The sequence below is a fragment of the Citrobacter sp. C1 genome (genome assembly GCF_014596895.2).
GTDB classification, from domain to species: Bacteria; Pseudomonadota; Gammaproteobacteria; order Enterobacterales; family Enterobacteriaceae; genus Citrobacter; species Citrobacter gillenii.
In genome coordinates, this window is the sequence record NZ_CP115035.1 from 57446 (window position 1) to 75041 (window position 17596).

At 48.5% G+C, this 17596-nt stretch carries 17 protein-coding genes and 1 tRNA gene; 6 read left to right on the forward strand and 12 right to left on the reverse strand.

Going from position 1 to position 17596, the window contains the following annotated elements; all coding sequences use genetic code 11:
- The first annotated feature begins 32 nt into the window (after positions 1–32).
- Positions 33–2816, forward strand: a complete 2784-nt coding sequence (misL, locus tag IB214_RS00285) for an intestinal colonization autotransporter adhesin MisL (RefSeq protein WP_117342572.1) — start codon at positions 33–35, stop codon at positions 2814–2816.
- A gap of 96 nt (positions 2817–2912) precedes the next feature.
- On the opposite strand, the gene IB214_RS00290 is transcribed toward misL, so the two are convergent.
- The 6 genes from IB214_RS00290 to IB214_RS00315 form a co-directional block, all read right to left on the reverse strand.
- Positions 2913–3245, reverse strand: coding sequence for a DUF1493 family protein (locus IB214_RS00290; protein WP_115257149.1), 333 nt, complete (start codon positions 3243–3245; stop codon positions 2913–2915).
- Entirely contained in the window at positions 3239–3682 is a 444-nt protein-coding gene (locus IB214_RS00295; protein ID WP_117342571.1) for an STM2901 family protein, read from the reverse strand. The genes IB214_RS00290 and IB214_RS00295 overlap by 7 nt, the downstream gene beginning before the upstream one ends.
- A 10-nt stretch (positions 3683–3692) precedes the next feature.
- The gene (locus IB214_RS00300; protein ID WP_117342570.1) at positions 3693–4178 is read right to left on the reverse strand and encodes an Hcp family type VI secretion system effector; all 486 of its coding nucleotides are present in this window, start codon (positions 4176–4178) and stop codon (positions 3693–3695) included.
- Positions 4179–4394: 216 nt separating this feature from the next.
- The gene (locus tag IB214_RS00305) at positions 4395–4697 is read right to left on the reverse strand and encodes a type II toxin-antitoxin system RelE/ParE family toxin (RefSeq protein WP_115257152.1); all 303 of its coding nucleotides are present in this window, start codon (positions 4695–4697) and stop codon (positions 4395–4397) included.
- A gap of 3 nt (positions 4698–4700) precedes the next feature.
- Complete coding sequence (locus IB214_RS00310; protein WP_117342569.1) at positions 4701–4961, reverse strand: type II toxin-antitoxin system Phd/YefM family antitoxin; 261 nt, start codon at positions 4959–4961, stop codon at positions 4701–4703.
- Positions 4962–5129: 168 nt separating this feature from the next.
- Positions 5130–5420: a SymE family type I addiction module toxin gene (locus IB214_RS00315; protein WP_117342568.1), complete on the reverse strand. Its 291-nt coding sequence runs from the start codon at positions 5418–5420 to the stop codon at positions 5130–5132.
- Between the two features lie 128 nt (positions 5421–5548).
- Here IB214_RS00315 and IB214_RS00320 point away from each other — a divergent pair, with 128 nt between their 5' ends.
- Positions 5549–5731 carry a YlcI/YnfO family protein gene (locus IB214_RS00320; RefSeq protein WP_117342567.1) on the forward strand — a complete coding sequence of 61 codons (183 nt, stop codon included), beginning with the start codon at positions 5549–5551 and terminating at the stop codon, positions 5729–5731.
- Between the two features lie 121 nt (positions 5732–5852).
- Here the strand turns inward: IB214_RS00320 and tmk are convergent, their stop codons facing one another.
- Positions 5853–6515, reverse strand: a complete 663-nt coding sequence (tmk, locus tag IB214_RS00325) for a dTMP kinase (RefSeq protein ID WP_117342566.1) — start codon at positions 6513–6515, stop codon at positions 5853–5855.
- Between the two features lie 47 nt (positions 6516–6562).
- Positions 6563–6985, reverse strand: coding sequence for a hypothetical protein (locus IB214_RS00330; RefSeq protein WP_117342565.1), 423 nt, complete (start codon positions 6983–6985; stop codon positions 6563–6565).
- 345 nt (positions 6986–7330) lie between these two features.
- On the opposite strand from IB214_RS00330, the gene IB214_RS00335 reads away from it, so the two are divergent.
- Complete coding sequence (locus IB214_RS00335) at positions 7331–8140, forward strand: hypothetical protein (RefSeq protein WP_117342564.1); 810 nt, start codon at positions 7331–7333, stop codon at positions 8138–8140.
- Between the two features lie 2 nt (positions 8141–8142).
- Positions 8143–8691 carry an AAA family ATPase gene (locus tag IB214_RS00340; RefSeq protein WP_117342563.1) on the forward strand — a complete coding sequence of 183 codons (549 nt, stop codon included), beginning with the start codon at positions 8143–8145 and terminating at the stop codon, positions 8689–8691.
- A gap of 219 nt (positions 8692–8910) precedes the next feature.
- Here IB214_RS00340 and rhuM read toward each other — a convergent pair whose 3' ends face one another.
- Complete coding sequence (rhuM, locus tag IB214_RS00345; RefSeq protein ID WP_135953043.1) at positions 8911–9939, reverse strand: RhuM family protein; 1029 nt, start codon at positions 9937–9939, stop codon at positions 8911–8913.
- A 119-nt stretch (positions 9940–10058) separates the two neighbouring features.
- Positions 10059–10153: transfer RNA gene (locus IB214_RS00350), tRNA-Sec, on the reverse strand.
- Between the two features lie 350 nt (positions 10154–10503).
- On the opposite strand from IB214_RS00350, the gene yicI reads away from it, so the two are divergent.
- Entirely contained in the window at positions 10504–12822 is a 2319-nt protein-coding gene (yicI, locus tag IB214_RS00355; protein WP_117342562.1) for an alpha-xylosidase, read from the forward strand.
- Between the two features lie 90 nt (positions 12823–12912).
- On the opposite strand, the gene IB214_RS00360 is transcribed toward yicI, so the two are convergent.
- A complete protein-coding gene (locus IB214_RS00360; protein ID WP_117342561.1) occupies positions 12913–14622 on the reverse strand; it encodes an AsmA family protein in 1710 nt (569 codons plus the stop codon).
- A gap of 121 nt (positions 14623–14743) precedes the next feature.
- Positions 14744–16135 (reverse strand): xanthine/proton symporter XanP, encoded by a 1392-nt coding sequence (gene xanP, locus IB214_RS00365; protein WP_096759062.1) that lies wholly within the window; start codon positions 16133–16135, stop codon positions 14744–14746.
- A 225-nt stretch (positions 16136–16360) separates the two neighbouring features.
- On the opposite strand from xanP, the gene gltS reads away from it, so the two are divergent.
- Positions 16361–17566 carry a sodium/glutamate symporter gene (gene gltS / locus IB214_RS00370; protein ID WP_096759063.1) on the forward strand — a complete coding sequence of 402 codons (1206 nt, stop codon included), beginning with the start codon at positions 16361–16363 and terminating at the stop codon, positions 17564–17566.
- Positions 17567–17596 lie beyond the last annotated feature (30 nt).

The window sequence follows — 17596 nt, forward strand, 5'->3', positions numbered from 1 at the left end:
GGACTCTCTACGCCTAAATGTAGGAGGCAATTATGCCCAATCCTAAGTATTACTCACGTCTAGCCATAGCGGTGTCTGCCGCATTAGCTTCTATGGTATTTTCATCCCACGCGGCATGGGTGGATGTCGACAGTCTTCCCTCCAGCGGGCTGGTGAGCAGTTTGCCCCCGGAATTGCAGGCGTTAATTCCTGCTCAGGCGAATGCTCATTTCGCGAAAACCAGCGCGTTGCCGAATTATGTTTATCAATGGAATGCGGGCACGATTCCCGTTTATGGCCACGGGGTGACGCTTAATGGACCTGGCGCAGAAGCCTTTGAACACTCCCTTACCGTTATTCAGAACGGCAACACGGGAAGCCCAGGGGTTATTTTCGGTGATGACCTGACGATTCGTACTCAGTCAAAGAATGCCGCTAACAACGGTAAAGACGTTGATGGTATCCGTACACACGGAGCTAATACGCCAGATAACCCGGTCTTTATTATCACCGGCGACCGTACCTCCATTTATGTGGATGGTCAGGATGGTGATGGGATCAATGCCGGTTATAACTCGCTAAGCCAGGGCTGGACAGGTTCGGCAAATATCTATGTCGGTGACGATCTGTATATTCAAACCACCGGTTACCAGGGGCGTGGTGTCACTGCAAACGCAATGAAAGACGCCACGGAGGCCAAAAATACGATTGTCGTTGGCGACCGGGCACACATTGTGACGACCGGCGACGGCTCTGAAGGTCTTCGCACCGGGCGGAGTGGTTCCTCGATCCTGCTTGGCAATGACGCTACCATCGAGACGTCGGGTGCTTCCTCAACGGGGATTTATGCCGCCTCATCGTCCAAAACGGAACTGGGCAATAACGCCACGATTACGGTGAACGGTATCAGTGCACATGCGGTCTACTCCACGAACGCGACCGTGAATCTGGGCGACAACGCGACCATTAGCGTGAACAGTGCTGGAAAAGCGACTTCATACAGCAAAGCGCCACGCGGCCTGTTTGCGATTTCACGCGGTGCGATAAACCTGGCAGGCGGTGCCGCCATTACCATGGCGGGCGATCACAGCAATGAAAGCTATGCTATCAGCACTGAAACGGGCGGTACCGTAGACGGCTCCGCTGGCGGGCGCTTCCTCATCGACGGTGATTTGCACGCCGCCAGCGGCACTGCGGCGACCAGCACGCTGGCGCAGCAAAACAGTACGATTAAGCTCAACATGACCGATAACTCGTTGTGGAATGGGGCGTCATATATCACCAGTGCCACGGCAGGGACGGGGGTTATCTCGCTGCAAATGCGCGATGCGACGTGGAATATGACCCGCAGCTCAACGCTCACCGACCTGACGTTAAACCGCGGGGCAGTCGTTAACTTTGGCCACGGTGGCGACGAAGCGTGGCAGACGCTGACCATCAATGAGGATTTCACCGGCAACGGCGGCAAACTGGTTTTTAACACCGTGCTTCATGATGACGCCTCCGAAACCGATAAGTTGAAGGTACTTGGCAATACGGCGGGTAACACGTTCGTGGTGGTGAACAACATCGGCGGAACCGGGGCGCAAACCGTAGAAGGAATTGAAATCATTGAAGTGGCGGGCAATTCCGACGGTACCTTTGAAAAAGCGGGCCGTATTGTTGCCGGTGCGTATGATTACAACGTGGTACAGAAGGACAACAACTGGTATCTGACCAGTTTTATTCCGGTCACTCCACCTGGTCCGGTTGACCCCGATCCTGTCGACCCAACTGACCCTGAGCCGGTTGATCCAGACCCCATTGATCCCGTGGACCCGGTGATCCCTGAGCCAGAAGAGCCTGTTGTGCCGCCGGTAACTGAACAGCAGTACCGCCCGGAAGCGGGCAGCTATCTGGCTAACAACTTTGCCGCCAATACCTTGTTTATGACCCGACTGCACGATCGTCTGGGGGAAACGCAGTACACCGATATGCTGACGGGCGAGAAAAAAGTCACCAGCCTGTGGATGCGCAACGTCGGCGGCCATACCCGCTTTAAAGATGGCAGCGGGCAGTTGAAAACTCAAAGCAACAGCTATGTATTGCAGTTAGGCGGCGACCTGGCACAGTGGAGTAGCGACGGTCTCGATCGCTGGCACATCGGCGCGATGGCAGGCTACGCTAACAGCCAGAACCGCACGCAGTCCAGTCTGACCGGTTACGCATCACGCGGTCAGGTTACCGGTTACAGCGTGGGTCTGTACGGTACCTGGTACGCGAATGACGCCGACAAGACCGGTACTTATGTGGATAGCTGGGTGCTGTACAACTGGTTTGATAACAAGGTGATGGGTCAGGAGCAGGCTGCGGAAAAGTATAAATCCAGCGGAATTACCGCCTCGGTAGAAGCCGGTTATAGCGTCAAACTGGGTGAAAGCGAGCGCAACAGCTACTGGCTGCAACCGAAAGCGCAGGTGGTGTGGATGGACGTGCAGGCCGACGACCACCGCGAAGCGAACGGCACCCGCGTGAAGGATGATACCGCAGGCAACCTGATGACCCGCCTGGGCGTGAAGGCCTTCATCAATGGCCACAACGCCATCGACGACGGTAAATCTCGCGAGTTCCAGCCGTTTGTCGAAGCCAACTGGATCCACAATACGCAGACCGCCCGCGTGAAAATGGACGATGTCAGCAACGACATGCGCGGCACAAAAAACATCGCCGAACTGAAAGTCGGTGTCGAAGGCCAAATCACCCCGCGACTCAACGTGTGGAGCAACGTGGCTCAACAGGTCGGCGACAAAGGCTACAGCGATACCCGCGGTATGCTGGGCGTGAAATACAACTTCTGATATAAGTGAGTAATGGAAAAGCCGCTGATTAATGGGTCAGCGGCTTTATTTTTTTTGGAAGCGGTATGTCGGATAAATGACATTCGTCAATAAGGCTCAGTCATAAAGCCATTTACCCGCTTTTGCTGACTCTGCCAGCATGCGGAGTGTTAATGGCTGTGGCTTATCGTCATCTCTGCTACAGGTAAAAATTGCATAAAGTATGAATGTCTCATTAGGCCAATATTTATAAAAATCGAAATTGGTGCAATCAACATTGAAAGTTGCAAAGTAAGCATCCATGATGTCTGCGCCCGTTTCACTGGCCCACACATAATCTCCCGTTGAAAGACTGGTATCGAGGGTGACTGGCCAACGCTTTTTAAAGAATAAGCTGGGTTTATTAAATGTTTCATCGTACCAGGCGATGACATCATTATCACTTACCATAGCTTATCTTTACCTCTGGCTATGGTGTTGTATTTAATTGTGGCTTTGTATGAAATCACACTCACGTCATAAGCCATTATGATAATCCCCAATATTGGAATCCATCTTCCAACAAAAGCGCCCAGATTTGTTACATATGCAAATTTTAATCGTTTTATACTTCCTGTAGTTAGGGTGGGTAAACGTCTGGTTTCTATATTTAACCAGTGTCGTAGCTGAGAGCTCAGAGGTGATGTCCCTGCTGTTGCCCCTATCGGCTTACCTCTGGTTGCGATCGTAGGTTGACCAAGTAAAATTAGACCCAAGGTCATGTAATCATTTACGCCAAATTGTTCACTGGTTTCATCAAGGAAAATCCAGAAAAGAAGTTCTCCTGCTGAAAGATTAGCAAACCCTCTGTAGAAATATGTACCGTTAAGCTCTTCGATAGTGTCCATATGATTTCACTTATTCGGTTATGCGTTCATTCCAGGCATCCGAATACTGGATATTACCATCGAGATAATGCCAAGTGATTTTATCGTAACGCAGCTGTACTTGTTCTCTATGACCAACATTGATGACAGTTTTAGTGTCATGCATCATCGGTGTTACGGATACAACTTTAACCCCTTCGAGGAGCATGTTGTAGTACTCTACTTCCTGACCTGCATTATTGATCTCGTACCACCTAAATTCTGCCGATTGCAAGCTTTGCCCTGTGGCAACGGCTTTAAAAAGATAAGGTGAAGCGCTATCGAATTCCTTCTCAAAAATCAGTGCGCCGTGCACACGTGTGCCAGTAAGCTTTCCTGTATTGCCATCCGTGGGGATGTAAAGGTTATGGCTAAACGATATCACCTCGATTGAGCGTTCGCGATTGGTTACATCAACAGATCCCTTTATAAGTGAGCCACCATCGTCTTTGAGCCAGAGATAAGCAGGAATTGCCATTTTAATAATCCATTTTGTTGAGGAAATAATATATGAGGGTTTTTACGGTTGGTTTGCAATAGTGAAGGTATTAATAATAGAGAAAAATAAATAAATTATTCTACGGCTGAATTTAAAATACTTATATATAAGTGGGATGATTGGTTATGGAAGAATAATTGATTTTGAAAGTAGACCGGATAAGCGTTAGCGCCATCCGGAAAATAAGGTGGTGGGCTACAAACGTTGTCCCAGATGTTTTGTTGGTACTCGGCTTTGGTGTAAGACTGCCAATACAACAATATTTGTGTCTTGTGCACTATAGTAAATCGTATGGCTAACATAAGGAAAGCTGTAAACATCTTCACCAAAATCATCAATGCGATGTTGCCCCATGCCTGGCATTTCAGCTAATTGGGAGAGAACGACCTGTAATTTCCTAAGATAATCCCTGGACTGTTTAGCGCCCCAATTTCTTGATGTGTAATCACGGATTTCAATAATATCGCGCTGTGCTTCCCCAGTAAGTTTGTAACTCACTTTTTATCCTTTGTGTTGATCCATCAACTCATCAAAAAAAGCATCGCCGTCGACAGTATTGCCCGAATGAATATCGTTCTGAGCACGCTGAATTTTGGCCTTCAGTAACTGGAGCTTCATGGCTTCCATTTGTTCATAGTCCTCAATGGAAACGACGACTGCAACAGGCTTACCGTTACGGTTAATTTGCACAGGTTCTCGCTGTGCTTTAAGCAGCATATCGCCAAATTGTGTTTTGGCTTCATTTGCCGTAAGAGTATGCATATTGTCACCATTTCGCATGAATCGTTCGATTCGTTCATTATAGTCGATATCTTTCTGATGGTCACTATGAGGTGGGGCAAAGGGGATTATGAAAGTAGGCCGGATAAGCGCAAGCGCCATCCGGCACCAAGTGTACCTGTACGTACCGCTTGCAGGTTCAGCCGTGCTTCACTGGAGAGTCGCTAGCGTACTCTCAATTCTTACCAGCTTCTGCTGTACCTCTTTCAACTCATCCTGCAGCCGTTGCTCCTGCCCGCCATAGACCATCAGGACGATACAACCGTTCATCACTTTTACGGTAATCTGTTGTCCGGTATCAAACCCAGCCGTGCGTAACCACTTGCCGGAAAGGATAATTTTGGGCGTGGATTTGTCGAAAACATTCGGGCGATATCCCACAATTAACGAACGCTCGGTTCCGGATTGGTCGGTGTCTGGGGTAGAATGCGAATCAGCCATAATCAACTCCTTGATAGTTGGTGAGGTTAGACGCCCTTTGGTGTGACAGCACTTCTGGGCGTTGCTTGATTTAAGATTCCGTGTGGTAGGTACCACATGTGTATAAACTAACTGAAATGGTACCTACCATGCAAGAGAAAAAAAAGCCAAATTTTGACCGAACTAAAAGTACTATGAAGAACATTCGCTTTGAAGATGAGCTTCTGGAGCAGATTGAGAAGGCTGCGGGGAAAGGGAATTTTAGTAAGTGGGTAAAAGATGCATGCAAAATGAGGCTGAATTTTTATGATATTCAGATTAAAAATGATTGAGCTAAGACCTTACTTAACCTATATAAATGTATAAAGATTTAGTATTGGTACTTTTACATATAACTAAGCCCATTATAGATAATAGGCTCAAGATAATTATCTCATACAAATTGTATATATTTTAAATGTGCTGTATAACAGTAGCGTAAATTTCTTCAGCAATGCTATCAATGCTTTTCAATACTCCACTTTCCGTACAATTTATAACTTTCCAAGAATCGTTATTCTCAGATAATGATCTATAAACGTTTGCTACCTCAGATAGATATTCTGAGTTTTCTTCATGTAAGTCATACTTTTTATTTGTATATTCGCGAACGTTTTTCATGGAGACTAGCAGTGAAGATGTTGAAGCGTCCAAGTTTAATAATATATTAATATCAGGTTTTGGAAGAGAGTATACTCCGAATTCTAAGGATTCGATCCATTTTTGTAATTCATTGCGTTGCTCATTAAAAACTTTAGCCGATTGATGGGCTATGTTCGAAGCTACATATCTATCAATGATAACAATCGTATCATTATTTAACGCATCGATAATTTCTGCTTTTTTTTCAAATCTATCTCCAGCATATAACATGGAAGCTAATTTTGGTGAAACTTCATTAATACCGCCAAATTCACCATTCAAATAACTACCAATCTCTTTTCCGAATAGTGTATCGGTATAACAAGGGAAACCCATTAATTTAACATGTTTGCCATGGAGTGATAGTTTTTTAGCTAGGATGTTGGCTTGAGTGTTTTTTCCACTACCATCGATACCTTCAATAGCTATAATCATTTTTATTTCCCGTAACGTGTAAAAATTAAATTTTAATGTATATTAAACTAATTTGCCAGTCTATTTCTAACTAAGTTAAGAAATGACACGTCAACTTTATTATTTTCAGCTATTGCATTATTTGTTTTTAATATCATCTCTGCGCTGTATAACTCAAAAATATTGGGTAAACGTTTTATTTCCAACATAAGATTAAATGTTGTTTTAATTGCCAATAATAACTTACCTTCAATATTGCTATTATCAAATCTAATTTTTTCATCTAGATCATTAGGGAACATCCCAGCACTGAAAATAGTGGTTCCAGAAGGTGTTCGCTCAATAAGAATAATGTTATAGCCTACAAGATATATCAAGTCCTCTAAAAGTTGAATACTATTATTGAAATTAATAAGGTCCTCGAAACTGAGGGATAAAAAGTCATCTGATTGTATAACTTGTTTCAAATGCTCGATTTTTGTCTTAAACATTATGTCTCCGAGGTTCAATTGTCATGGTAAGTTGTATGAATTTCAAAGGGTTAGGCTTATTTATTAGATGCCATCCACTTTTCTTTTATACCTGTATAGTATTTTACCTCACCATTACTAATTGAGGCAAGCCTGCTCTTCAATAACTTTTTATACGTTACTATTTATAATTATATGGTCGCTAATATATATGTTTAAAAATATATAAAGAATGCAAATTATCTTTAATAGATTATTAATTCCGACCACGATGCGGTCGGGTGGTATGTGATCATAAAATCACAGGTGAACTCTATTGTGTGAAACTCCCTATTATTGTAATTTATTGTGGATTTTTATACTGTTATGCGTTATTTTGTCATGCAAGAATATGGCTATAAATTATTTCAACAGAAAATAAGGTTTAGTATGAGAGCACAAAATATAGTTCAACTTGTTATTTTTCTGATTGGTGTTATTTGTTTGGTTGTATCATTTTCGTTTGATGCATCATCAATAAATGGAAATGGTCTTGCAATCAATACCATCCTGCTTAGCATAGGATGCTCTATTATAGCAGCAGTGATAATCAATTTTGTTGATTATCATATTACTCTTCCTGAGTTAGCTACCAAGAATATCATTCAATCATGGAAGCTTATTTCTATTTACGAAACGAAACAAAAAATGAATGATAAAACTAATGAACTTCTGAAAGCAGCAAGTGAAATTGATATAGCTGCATTTGGTTGTACAGGTCTGATAAATTTTCAAGGAGTTACGTTAAAAAAGAGACTACAAAAAGATCTTAATATTCGATTTTTGATCCCAGATACTAATTTAGATTTTATTAAACAAAGAGAAAAAGATGAAAATGCGGTAGAAGGAAGCATAATAAAATCAATTGATTCCTTAATTTCATGGGTGGATGAAACAAAGAAAGAGCTTTCTTTATCAGATGGACGTATTTTAATTAAAAAGTACTCATGTTTGCCGATGGACTCAATAATGATAATAGATGATCAATTATTCACCGGGCCATTTATGATCAAGAAATTAAGTCAGTTAAGTATGGCTTATCAATATAGCAAAGGCGGAGCAGGATATGAGTATTATAGTGAGTATTTTAATGGGATTTGGAATGATCCTAAAATTTCTGAATGGGTTAGGAAATAATAATGATTAAAATATTAGTTACGGGCGTTTTCGCATCTGGAAAAACGAGTTTTATTTCTTTGCTAAAAAAAGAATTGGAAAATAATAAAAAAAAAGTTGCTTTTTTTAGTGAAGTTGCAAGGGAGTGCCCTTTTAAACTGAACCATGAGCAAACTATTACTTCAACATCATGGTTGGTTATGCGTCAAATAGAGAATGAAATGATAAAATTAGACTCTGATTATGATTTTATTATTTATGATAGGGGCATCCCAGACATAGTCGCACATGCGCAATTATCTGAGAAAAAAAGTGATGGTTATGATTTTTTTGTTAAGCAACTTGAACGTCTTGGTGAAGAAAGCTTAAAACATTTTGATTTTATATTCTTATCAAAAAGGTCTAATTCAATGAATATTGTCACTGATTCAATTAGAATTGATGATAGTGCATATCAAAGAGAATTGGAATATGTGCATATTGATTACTTAAAAAACACAAATTCAAATTTTATAACATTACACGAATTTAATAAAGATAGAATAGAACAAGCTATGTTGTTATTAGTTTGATTATAATAGCCTGACTATTTTTATCACGTATAGATTAAAAGAAATTAATGATAAGTGTACATACAGCTCAAAATTGTAAAATATTTGACAGAAGATCACAGGATTTATATTTAATAGTTAATCTATTGATTTTATATTGATATTTTGTATTGGATAAATGAGTAACCCCCATCAGCCCCCCAAATGATTTTGCTTGTGGGAGGGCGGAGGCATCCAGTCCTACCTTCTTCCTTCTTTTCCCCACTGTAACAACTCCACTATATCCTTTTCACCTTCGGCTTCTTTTAAGCGCCGTTGTTGCTCGGCAAACTGACTATATTCTGCCTGCGCTTTTTCATCGGCCATTTTCTTGCTGACTTTTCCTGCGCCTTGCAGAACTTCACGGTCGTTAAATTGCAGAAACTGATCAAGCTTATCCTGCCAGTCGCGTAAAAAGACCTGCTGACGACGCCGGGCCTGATCCTCGGCAAAATCCAGCCACATGTTAACCACGCGATTAAGTTCGCTGACCTCATCTTGGGTGAGATAATTTTTTGCCACTGTCACGTCACCCTTACGTACCTCTTCACCTTTATAGCTGGTCAGCCCCATATGCGGCTGGCTGGCGTCAGCACGTTTGTGGATGAGTTCAGCAGCCGTATGGCCGGTACAGGCAAAATGTAGCTTGTTCTGGATAGTTTGAAAAAACTGCGTGGTTTCTTTCAGCGACGGTTGATAGTCAGCCGCTAATGCAAAGATCTCCCGAACTCGTAAATAAACCCGGCGCTCGCTGGCGCGAATATCGCGGATGCGTTCGAGCATCTCATCGAAATAGTCGGGTACAGCCGATGAACCCACGGGCGGATTTTTCAGCCGCTCATCGTCCATCACAAAGCCTTTGATTAGGTATTCCTGGAGCGTCTGGGTTGCCCATTGTCGGAACTGAGTGCCACGGGGCGAACGGACGCGATAACCCACGGCGAGTATTACTGGCAAGCTAAAGTATTGAACTTGATAGTTTTTGCCATCACTGGCAGTTGTTCGGTAAAACCGAACAACTGAATTTTCCTCTAGCTCGCCATCTTCAAAAATGTTTTTAATATGCCCGCTGATAGTGGCTTTAGCTTTGCCATACAGTTCGCAGATCATTGCCTGAGATAACCAGATGGTGTCTGACTCAAAGCGACATTCAACACGGACTCTTCCGTCATCACTGGCAAACATAATAAATTCGCCTGTCGGGGATTGTGGTAAGTGTTTATCTGTCATGTCGCCTCCGTTGTTACCTGACTAATAACGCTACATTCAACGTAGTATGCCAGAGATCAATACGGGATATAGAAAGCTAAGAAGAGATGTGAATTAAGAAGAACTAACGTGAGGCATTTTGGCGGAAGATCACAGGAGTCGAACCTGCCCGGGACCGCTGGCGGCCCCAACTGGATTTGAAGTCCAGCCACCTCACCGGAGATGACGATCTTCCGCGCCTCGATTGCTACATGGAGGCGGGGCGCATTATAGCTACTTCCTCGGGTTTCCACACCCCCTGACTCACTTTTTTAACTTCCGTTTCGCTATAACATGATCGGTTTCATATAAATCCCCACAAAATCCATAAGTTACAGTGATGTTTATTTTTGGACGCTACCCCGATCACAGAAAACAAGAATCGTAATTTGATAACGAGATATCGGAATACCCATGTCCCGCGTGATGATTTACAAAAACTGTAACCGGTACCAGTATGCCTGTGTACACCTTATGCCCCGTATCTGACCGACGCAATCAACAGGACGTTACGGCGAAAGCATTTCAGAACTAAAGGAACAGACGATGAAAATTAGTGACGGAAACTGGATGACCCAGCCAGGTCTGAATGTAATAAACCCCGTTCAGGTGTTCGATGTTGAACAGCAGGGTAATGAGATGGTGGTCTACGTTGCGCCGCGCGACGTGCGTGAGCGAACCTGGCAGTTGGACACCCCGATGTTTACGCTGCGCTTCTTCTCGCCGCAGGAAGGCGTGGTGGGTGTGCGTATGGAGCACTTTCAGGGAGCGCTGGATAACGGCCCGCATTATCCGCTGAACGTGCTGCAGGACGTGAAGGTTGAGATGTGCGATAACGCCGACTTTGCCGAACTAAAGAGCGGTAATTTAAGTGTGCGCGTAACCAAAGGCGAATTCTGGGCCCTCGATTTTTTACGCAACGGGGAGCGCATTACCGGTAGCCAGTTGAAAAATAATGGCTACGTGCAGGATGCTAACAGCGATCGCAACTATATGTTCGAGCGCCTGGATCTGGGCGTCGGCGAAACGGTGTACGGGCTTGGCGAACGCTTTACGTCGCTGGTGCGTAATGGCCAGACGGTCGAGACCTGGAACTGCGATGGCGGCACCAGTACCGAGCAGTCTTACAAGAACATCCCGTTCTATGTCACCAATCGTGGTTACGGCGTGCTGGTGAACCATCCGCAGTGTGTGTCGTTTGAAATTGGCTCCGAGAAGGTGTCAAAGGTGCAGTTCAGCGTGGAAAGCGAGTATCTGGAATACTTCGTGATCGACGGCCCGACCCCGAAAGCGGTGCTGGATCGCTATACCCAGTTTACCGGTCGCCCGGCACTGCCGCCTGCGTGGTCGTTCGGTCTGTGGCTCACCACCTCGTTCACCACCAACTACGATGAAGCGACGGTGAACAGCTTTATCGACGGCATGGCCGAGCGCAATTTGCCGCTGCACGTTTTCCATTTCGACTGCTTCTGGATGAAGGCCTTCCAGTGGTGTGATTTTGAGTGGGACCCGGTGACGTTCCCGGACCCGGAAGGCATGATCCGCCGTCTGAAGGAGAAAGGCCTGAAGGTCTGCGTGTGGATCAACCCGTACATCGGGCAGAAATCGCCGCTGTTCAACGAACTGAAAGAAAAAGGCTATCTGCTTAAGCGGCCGGACGGCTCAGTGTGGCAGTGGGATAAATGGCAGCCGGGGCTGGCGATTTATGACTTTACCAATCCAGAGGCCTGCGAGTGGTATGCCAACAAGCTGAAAGGCCTGGTAGATATCGGCGTGGACTGCTTTAAGACCGATTTTGGCGAGCGTATCCCGACGGATGTGCAGTGGTTTGACGGCGCTGACCCGCAGAAAATGCACAACCATTATGCGTTCATCTACAACGAACTGGTGTGGAACGTGCTGAAAGAGACCGTGGGGGAAGAAGAGGCGGTGCTGTTCGCCCGTTCTGCTTCCGTGGGCGCGCAGCAGTTTCCGGTGCACTGGGGCGGCGACTGCTACGCCAACTACGAATCAATGGCGGAAAGCTTGCGCGGTGGCTTATCCATCGGCTTGTCCGGCTTTGGCTTCTGGAGTCACGACATCGGCGGCTTTGAGAATACCGCCCCGGCGCACGTCTACAAACGCTGGTGTGCGTTTGGGCTGCTCTCCAGCCACAGTCGTCTGCACGGCAGCAAATCCTACCGCGTACCATGGGCGTACGACGACGAATCCTGCGATGTGGTGCGTTACTTCACCGAGCAGAAATGCCGCATGATGCCGTATCTGTATCGCGAAGCTGTGCGCGCCAGCGAGTATGGCACGCCGATGATGCGTGCGATGATGCTCGAATTCCCGGACGATCCGGCGTGTGATTACCTTGACCGTCAGTACATGCTGGGCGACAGCGTGATGGTGGCCCCGGTGTTCTCTGAAGCGGGAGATGTGCAGTTCTACCTACCGGAAGGTCGCTGGACGCACCTGTGGCGTAACGACGAGATTGTGGGCAGTCGCTGGCATAAACAGCAGCATGACTTCCTGAGCCTGCCGGTCTACGTGCGTGACAACACCCTGCTGGCGCTGGGCAGCAATAACCAAAAACCGGATTACGCCTGGCATGAAGGCACTGCGTTCCAGCTGTTCCATCTAGAGGAGGGTCGTGAAGCCGTCTGTGACGTGCCGGCCGCTGACGGCTCGGTTATCTTCACGCTGAGGGCGAAACGTGTGGATAACACCATCACCGTGACGGGGGAGGGCGAGGCGCGCAACTGGACGCTGTGTCTGCGTAACATCCTGCAAGTTGGCGGCGTGAAGGGCGGTTCATCTACAGGGAGCGAGTGGGGTGTGGTGATTGCAGCAGAAGGCAATGTGTTGACCATTACCCTGTAAGTGCATGTGAACGTGGTGCCGGATGGCGATGCCGGCACCACGGTGTGCACAACTTTTTGGGCCGGTAGTATTTGCTCTACCGGCGATACCTTACTGCGCAGGCTCGGTCGACATCACTTCGCCGCCCGAAATCTCACCTGCACTCATCGTCTGTGTCACTTGCTGCTTGTCGGCATTCACCGCATGCAGTTGACCGTTCACCGTGGGCTTCAGCGGCGTATCTGCGTGCAGAGTGCCGCTGGCAGTCAGTTGGATGTTACCGTCGCCGGAAATCGGCAGCGCAGGCCATCCCCACTGTTGCAGGATAGTCATTGGCACACCGCGACCGTTCAGGCTGACCTGCGTCTGGCGCTGCGGAAGTTGTGAGATGCTGGCGGTAGCCTCCAGCAACCCTTTCTCGGTATACGCGCTCAGTTCGCTGATATTGATCGTGCTGCTGTTGGCCGTAAGCGTCAGCGAAGGGCGGCGTACGTCGGTACGGTTAAACGTGGCGGCCGCGGCGTTGAGCGTGGTGCTGCCGCTCCAGATCCCCCACTGGTGATTTTGCACCAGTCCGAGGTTGGCGCCGTAACCGTCCAGCGCGGTGAGCTGCCACGGGAAGGCTGGGTCGATATCAATCACCAGATTGCGGCTGGCGCTGAATTTCTTCAACGTCAGGCTGTCGAGCCAGGTGGGCAAGGGCTTCACCCACAGCGGTTTCCAGTTTTCCGGTAGCGTGTATTCCAGCCCGGCAACTGCGGCATCGTCGAGAACAAGCGCTTTGCTATTGCGCAACCAGTTGCCGGAGGTTCTGACCATACCGCCTTCCCAGCGGGTGGTGAACTGGCGCAGCGCAATGCCCTGCGGCGAGAACTCAGCGTTGAGAATAGGATCGAAGAAGTGCAGCGAGCCGTAGATAAATTCGCTGGCGTTCATCGACAACTTACCTTCCTGGGTTTGCCAGTCGTCCTTACTGAAGGTCATGTTACGCAAGCTGAGATCGAGATCCGTTACCGCCCAGTCAGGGCCTTGTAGACGGGCATCTGTCACCTCAAGACGACCAATTTGCAGCGAGGGAATGGTGGTGAGCGGCGCAAAAAAGTCGGTCAGCGATTTATCGCTTTGCAACCGAATGTCGTTTAGCCGCAGACTCTCCACCATCCAACTGCCGTCGGGGTTTCGCTGCGCCACGCCGGTCAATGCGCCGCGCGCCACATCGGCGCCAATATTGCTTAACGTGACGCGATCGTTATCGATACTGCCTTCAATCAGCACGTTAGTCGTAGGAACATCGTTCAGCGTTAACGAGCTGGCGCTGAGCTGGATCTGCGCTTTACTGCCGAGTATTTTTCCGGCTTCAGGGCTCCAGGGGATCACGCCGCCGTTCACGCGCTGCGCACTGAGGTTCCACTCGCTTCCGGGGCTGTTGAGTGCCATATCCTGTAGCTGCAGGCGATCGGCCTGGAACGGCAGCGGTGCAGTTTGTGGAGAAAGATTCAGCGTACCGTTTTGCAACAGGATGGTGTCGACGTGCAGCGGGTCGGTGATTTGGCGACTGCTCAGCCCAATATCAACGTTTTTTGCTACCAGGGTGGCAGGCTGGCCATCCCGACCAAAGGTGACGTTCTCCAGCAGAATGTGGGAGGGCGAAGAAAACCGATGATCGATGGCATCAAACGTCAGGTGGTAGCTGCTGTTCTCTGACACCCAGGCGCTGACATGCTCGGCGCCCCAGCGGGTTTGCAGTAGAAAATAGAGACCGAGGATCGCCACTGCAAGGGCGATCAGCACGTAAAGAAGCAGCTTTCCAATAAATTTCATGGTCTTCCATCCCGCAAAGTACACGTAGTCAAGTTATGCACGATTTACGCGCAATCCTCAAGGCGGGAATGGTGAAAGAGCGTAACAGCGGCGTTGATTCAGAATCAACGCCGCATGTCGCTTACTGTTTCTCTGGCGGGAAAACGAGGTTCAGAACGATAGCGGTAATACCGCCTGCGGCAATCCCTGAGGAGAGCAGGTTTTTCACCCAGTCCGGGGCAAACTGCAGGATCAGCGGCTGCTGGGAGACGCCCAGGCCAACGGCCAGCGACAGTGCAATAATCAGAATAGCGCGGCGATTCAGCGGCTCGCGAGAAACAATGCGCACCCCGGAGGCGGCGATGGTACCGAACATCACCAGCGTAGCGCCGCCGAGAACCGGTTCAGGGATGTGCTGTACAAACCCACTGACCGCCGGGAACAGACCCAGCGCGATCAGCATCAGCGCGACTACAAAGCCAACATAGCGGCTGGCTACGCCAGTCAACTGAATCACCCCGTTGTTCTGCCCGAAGCAGGAGTTCGGAAAGGTATTGAACACGGCGGAAACAAACGAGTTCAGGCCATTTGCCAGAACGCCGCCTTTCAGACGCTTCATGTACAGCGGGCCGGAGACCGGTTGTTCGGAGACATCGGAGGTGGCCGTAATATCGCCGATGGTTTCCAGTGAGGTGATCATAAAGACCAGCATCAGTGGCAGCAGTAAGCTCCAGTCGATGCCCAGGCCATAATATAGCGGCGTTGGTACCATGATGAAGTCCTGGCTCACCGGGGCGGTGTTTTGCGGCAACATGTCCATAAACCAGGCCAGCAGATAGCCTGCGGCCATGGCAATCACCAGCGATGCCACGCGCAGGTACGGGTTGCGCTGGCGGTTAAGAAGAATAATGAGCGCCAGTACAACGCCGGCCAGCATCAGATTCTTCGGTGCCCCGAAGGTGTTGTCGCTCATTGCGGCATAGCCGCCACCGATTGACGTCAGGCCTACCTGAATCAGCGACAGGCCGATAATCATCACCACCACACCTGAGACCAGCGGGGTAATAATACGGCGCGCCAGATGCAGTACGCGCGAGATAACCATTTCCGTGCAGCTCGCCAGCATCAGCGTACCGAACAGTGCCGCCATCATGGTCGGGACATCTGCACCGCCGGTTTTCAGCGCCGTGCCGCCCATAATCAGCGGTGCTACAAAGTTAAAGCTGGTGCCCTGAATAGATAACAGCCCTGAGCCAACCGGCCCCCAGGCTTTAATCTGAATGATGGAGGCTACGCCGGATGCGAACAGCGACATACTGATAATGTGTTGAGTATCCTGAGCCGGTAAACCGAGCGCCTGACAGATAAGCAGGGCTGGCGTGATCACCGCGACGAACATCGCCAGCAGGTGCTGGCAGGCGGCAAACAGGGTCTGGGCTAACGGGGGGCGATCTTCAAGACGGTAAATCAGTTCACTGTTGTGAGCCTGCGCAACCGGTTGCGCATTTGTTGGCTCTACGGCGTTAACGGACATCAGAGGCAATCCCATGGTGGAAAAGCGGTGATTTTATCTGACCAGAACAGAAAAGCAAACGTTTGCTAGCAGGTATTCTTAATATTTAAAACCGATGAACTCACCTTTTTATATAACTTTTTGTCATTTTCTGCTTAAAATCCACCCCGAAAACCTAAAAAGACCTAAAAATCGATCTGGAATACATCGTGCGTGATTGTGCTAAACGCACTAATGGAGCTGTCTATGTTTTACCTCGATACGTTATCTACATTGGTTGCGGCAACGCTGGTGTTGCTGCTGGGACGTAAGCTCGTCCAGTCTGTTCCCTTCCTGAAGAAATACACGATACCTGAGCCCGTTGCGGGTGGTTTACTGGTGGCGATCGCACTGCTGGTACTGAAAAAGAGCATGGGCTGGGAAGTTAATTTCGATATGACGCTGCGTGACCCGTTGATGCTGGCGTTCTTTGCCACTATCGGCCTGAACGCCAACATCGCCAGCCTGCGCGCCGGTGGCCGCGTGGTGGGCATTTTTCTGATTGTGGTGGTGGGGTTGCTGTTGATGCAGAACGCCATTGGGATCGGGATGGCGAGCCTGCTGGGTCTTGACCCGTTGATGGGGCTGATTGCCGGTTCGATTACGCTTTCCGGTGGACACGGTACGGGTGCGGCGTGGAGTAAGCTGTTTATTGAGCGCTACGGTTTTACCAATGCCACCGAAGTGGCGATGGCGTGCGCAACATTTGGCCTGGTGCTGGGTGGACTGATTGGCGGCCCGGTCGCGCGCTATCTGGTGAAGCACTCCACTACGCCTGACGGTATGCCGGACGATCAGGCCGTGCCGACTGCGTTTGAAAAACCGGATGTCGGGCGCATCATCACCTCTCTGGTGCTGATTGAAACCATCGCGCTGATCGCTATCTGTCTGACGGTGGGCAAAATCGTTGCGCAATTGCTGGTGGGTACCGTGCTGGAATTGCCGACCTTCGTCTGCGTGCTGTTTGTTGGGGTGATCCTCAGCAATGGCCTGGCGTTAATGGGCTTTTATCGGGTGTTTGAACGCGCGGTTTCCGTGCTGGGCAACGTGAGTCTGTCGCTGTTCCTGGCGATGGCGTTGATGAGCCTGAAGCTGTGGGAACTGGCTTCGCTGGCGCTGCCGATGCTGGCGATTCTGGTGGTGCAGACGATCTTCATGGCGCTGTACGCCATATTTGTTACCTGGCGCATGATGGGCAAGAACTACGATGCCGCTGTGCTGGCAGCCGGGCACTGTGGTTTTGGTCTCGGCGCAACGCCGACGGCGATTGCCAACATGCAGGCGATTACCGAGCGTTTTGGTCCATCGCATACTGCATTTTTAGTCGTGCCGATGGTAGGGGCGTTCTTTATCGACATCGTTAACGCGCTGGTGATTAAGCTGTATTTGCTGTTGCCAATTTTTGCGCAATAAAGGCCGTGCGGCGGTGTGACAACCGCCGCC

What these genes read in the sequence shown, in the direction of transcription:
- IB214_RS00310 (WP_117342569.1), bottom strand. Translation starts at nt 4,961, where the DNA reads ATGCATACTCTTACGGCAAATGAAGCCAAAACACAATTTGGCGATATG.
- IB214_RS00340 (WP_117342563.1), top strand. Translation starts at nt 8,143, where the DNA reads ATGATTAAAATATTAGTTACGGGCGTTTTCGCATCTGGAAAAACGAGT.
- IB214_RS00290 (WP_115257149.1), bottom strand. Translation starts at nt 3,245, where the DNA reads ATGGTAAGTGATAATGATGTCATCGCCTGGTACGATGAAACATTTAAT.
- yicI (WP_117342562.1), top strand. Translation starts at nt 10,504, where the DNA reads ATGAAAATTAGTGACGGAAACTGGATGACCCAGCCAGGTCTGAATGTA.
- IB214_RS00320 (WP_117342567.1), top strand. Translation starts at nt 5,549, where the DNA reads ATGCAAGAGAAAAAAAAGCCAAATTTTGACCGAACTAAAAGTACTATG.
- tmk (WP_117342566.1), bottom strand. Translation starts at nt 6,515, where the DNA reads ATGATTATAGCTATTGAAGGTATCGATGGTAGTGGAAAAAACACTCAA.
- IB214_RS00300 (WP_117342570.1), bottom strand. Translation starts at nt 4,178, where the DNA reads ATGGCAATTCCTGCTTATCTCTGGCTCAAAGACGATGGTGGCTCACTT.
- misL (WP_117342572.1), top strand. Translation starts at nt 33, where the DNA reads ATGCCCAATCCTAAGTATTACTCACGTCTAGCCATAGCGGTGTCTGCC.
- IB214_RS00295 (WP_117342571.1), bottom strand. Translation starts at nt 3,682, where the DNA reads ATGGACACTATCGAAGAGCTTAACGGTACATATTTCTACAGAGGGTTT.
- rhuM (WP_135953043.1), bottom strand. Translation starts at nt 9,939, where the DNA reads ATGACAGATAAACACTTACCACAATCCCCGACAGGCGAATTTATTATG.
- xanP (WP_096759062.1), bottom strand. Translation starts at nt 16,135, where the DNA reads ATGTCCGTTAACGCCGTAGAGCCAACAAATGCGCAACCGGTTGCGCAG.
- IB214_RS00335 (WP_117342564.1), top strand. Translation starts at nt 7,331, where the DNA reads ATGCGTTATTTTGTCATGCAAGAATATGGCTATAAATTATTTCAACAG.
- IB214_RS00315 (WP_117342568.1), bottom strand. Translation starts at nt 5,420, where the DNA reads ATGGCTGATTCGCATTCTACCCCAGACACCGACCAATCCGGAACCGAG.
- IB214_RS00360 (WP_117342561.1), bottom strand. Translation starts at nt 14,622, where the DNA reads ATGAAATTTATTGGAAAGCTGCTTCTTTACGTGCTGATCGCCCTTGCA.
- gltS (WP_096759063.1), top strand. Translation starts at nt 16,361, where the DNA reads ATGTTTTACCTCGATACGTTATCTACATTGGTTGCGGCAACGCTGGTG.
- IB214_RS00330 (WP_117342565.1), bottom strand. Translation starts at nt 6,985, where the DNA reads ATGTTTAAGACAAAAATCGAGCATTTGAAACAAGTTATACAATCAGAT.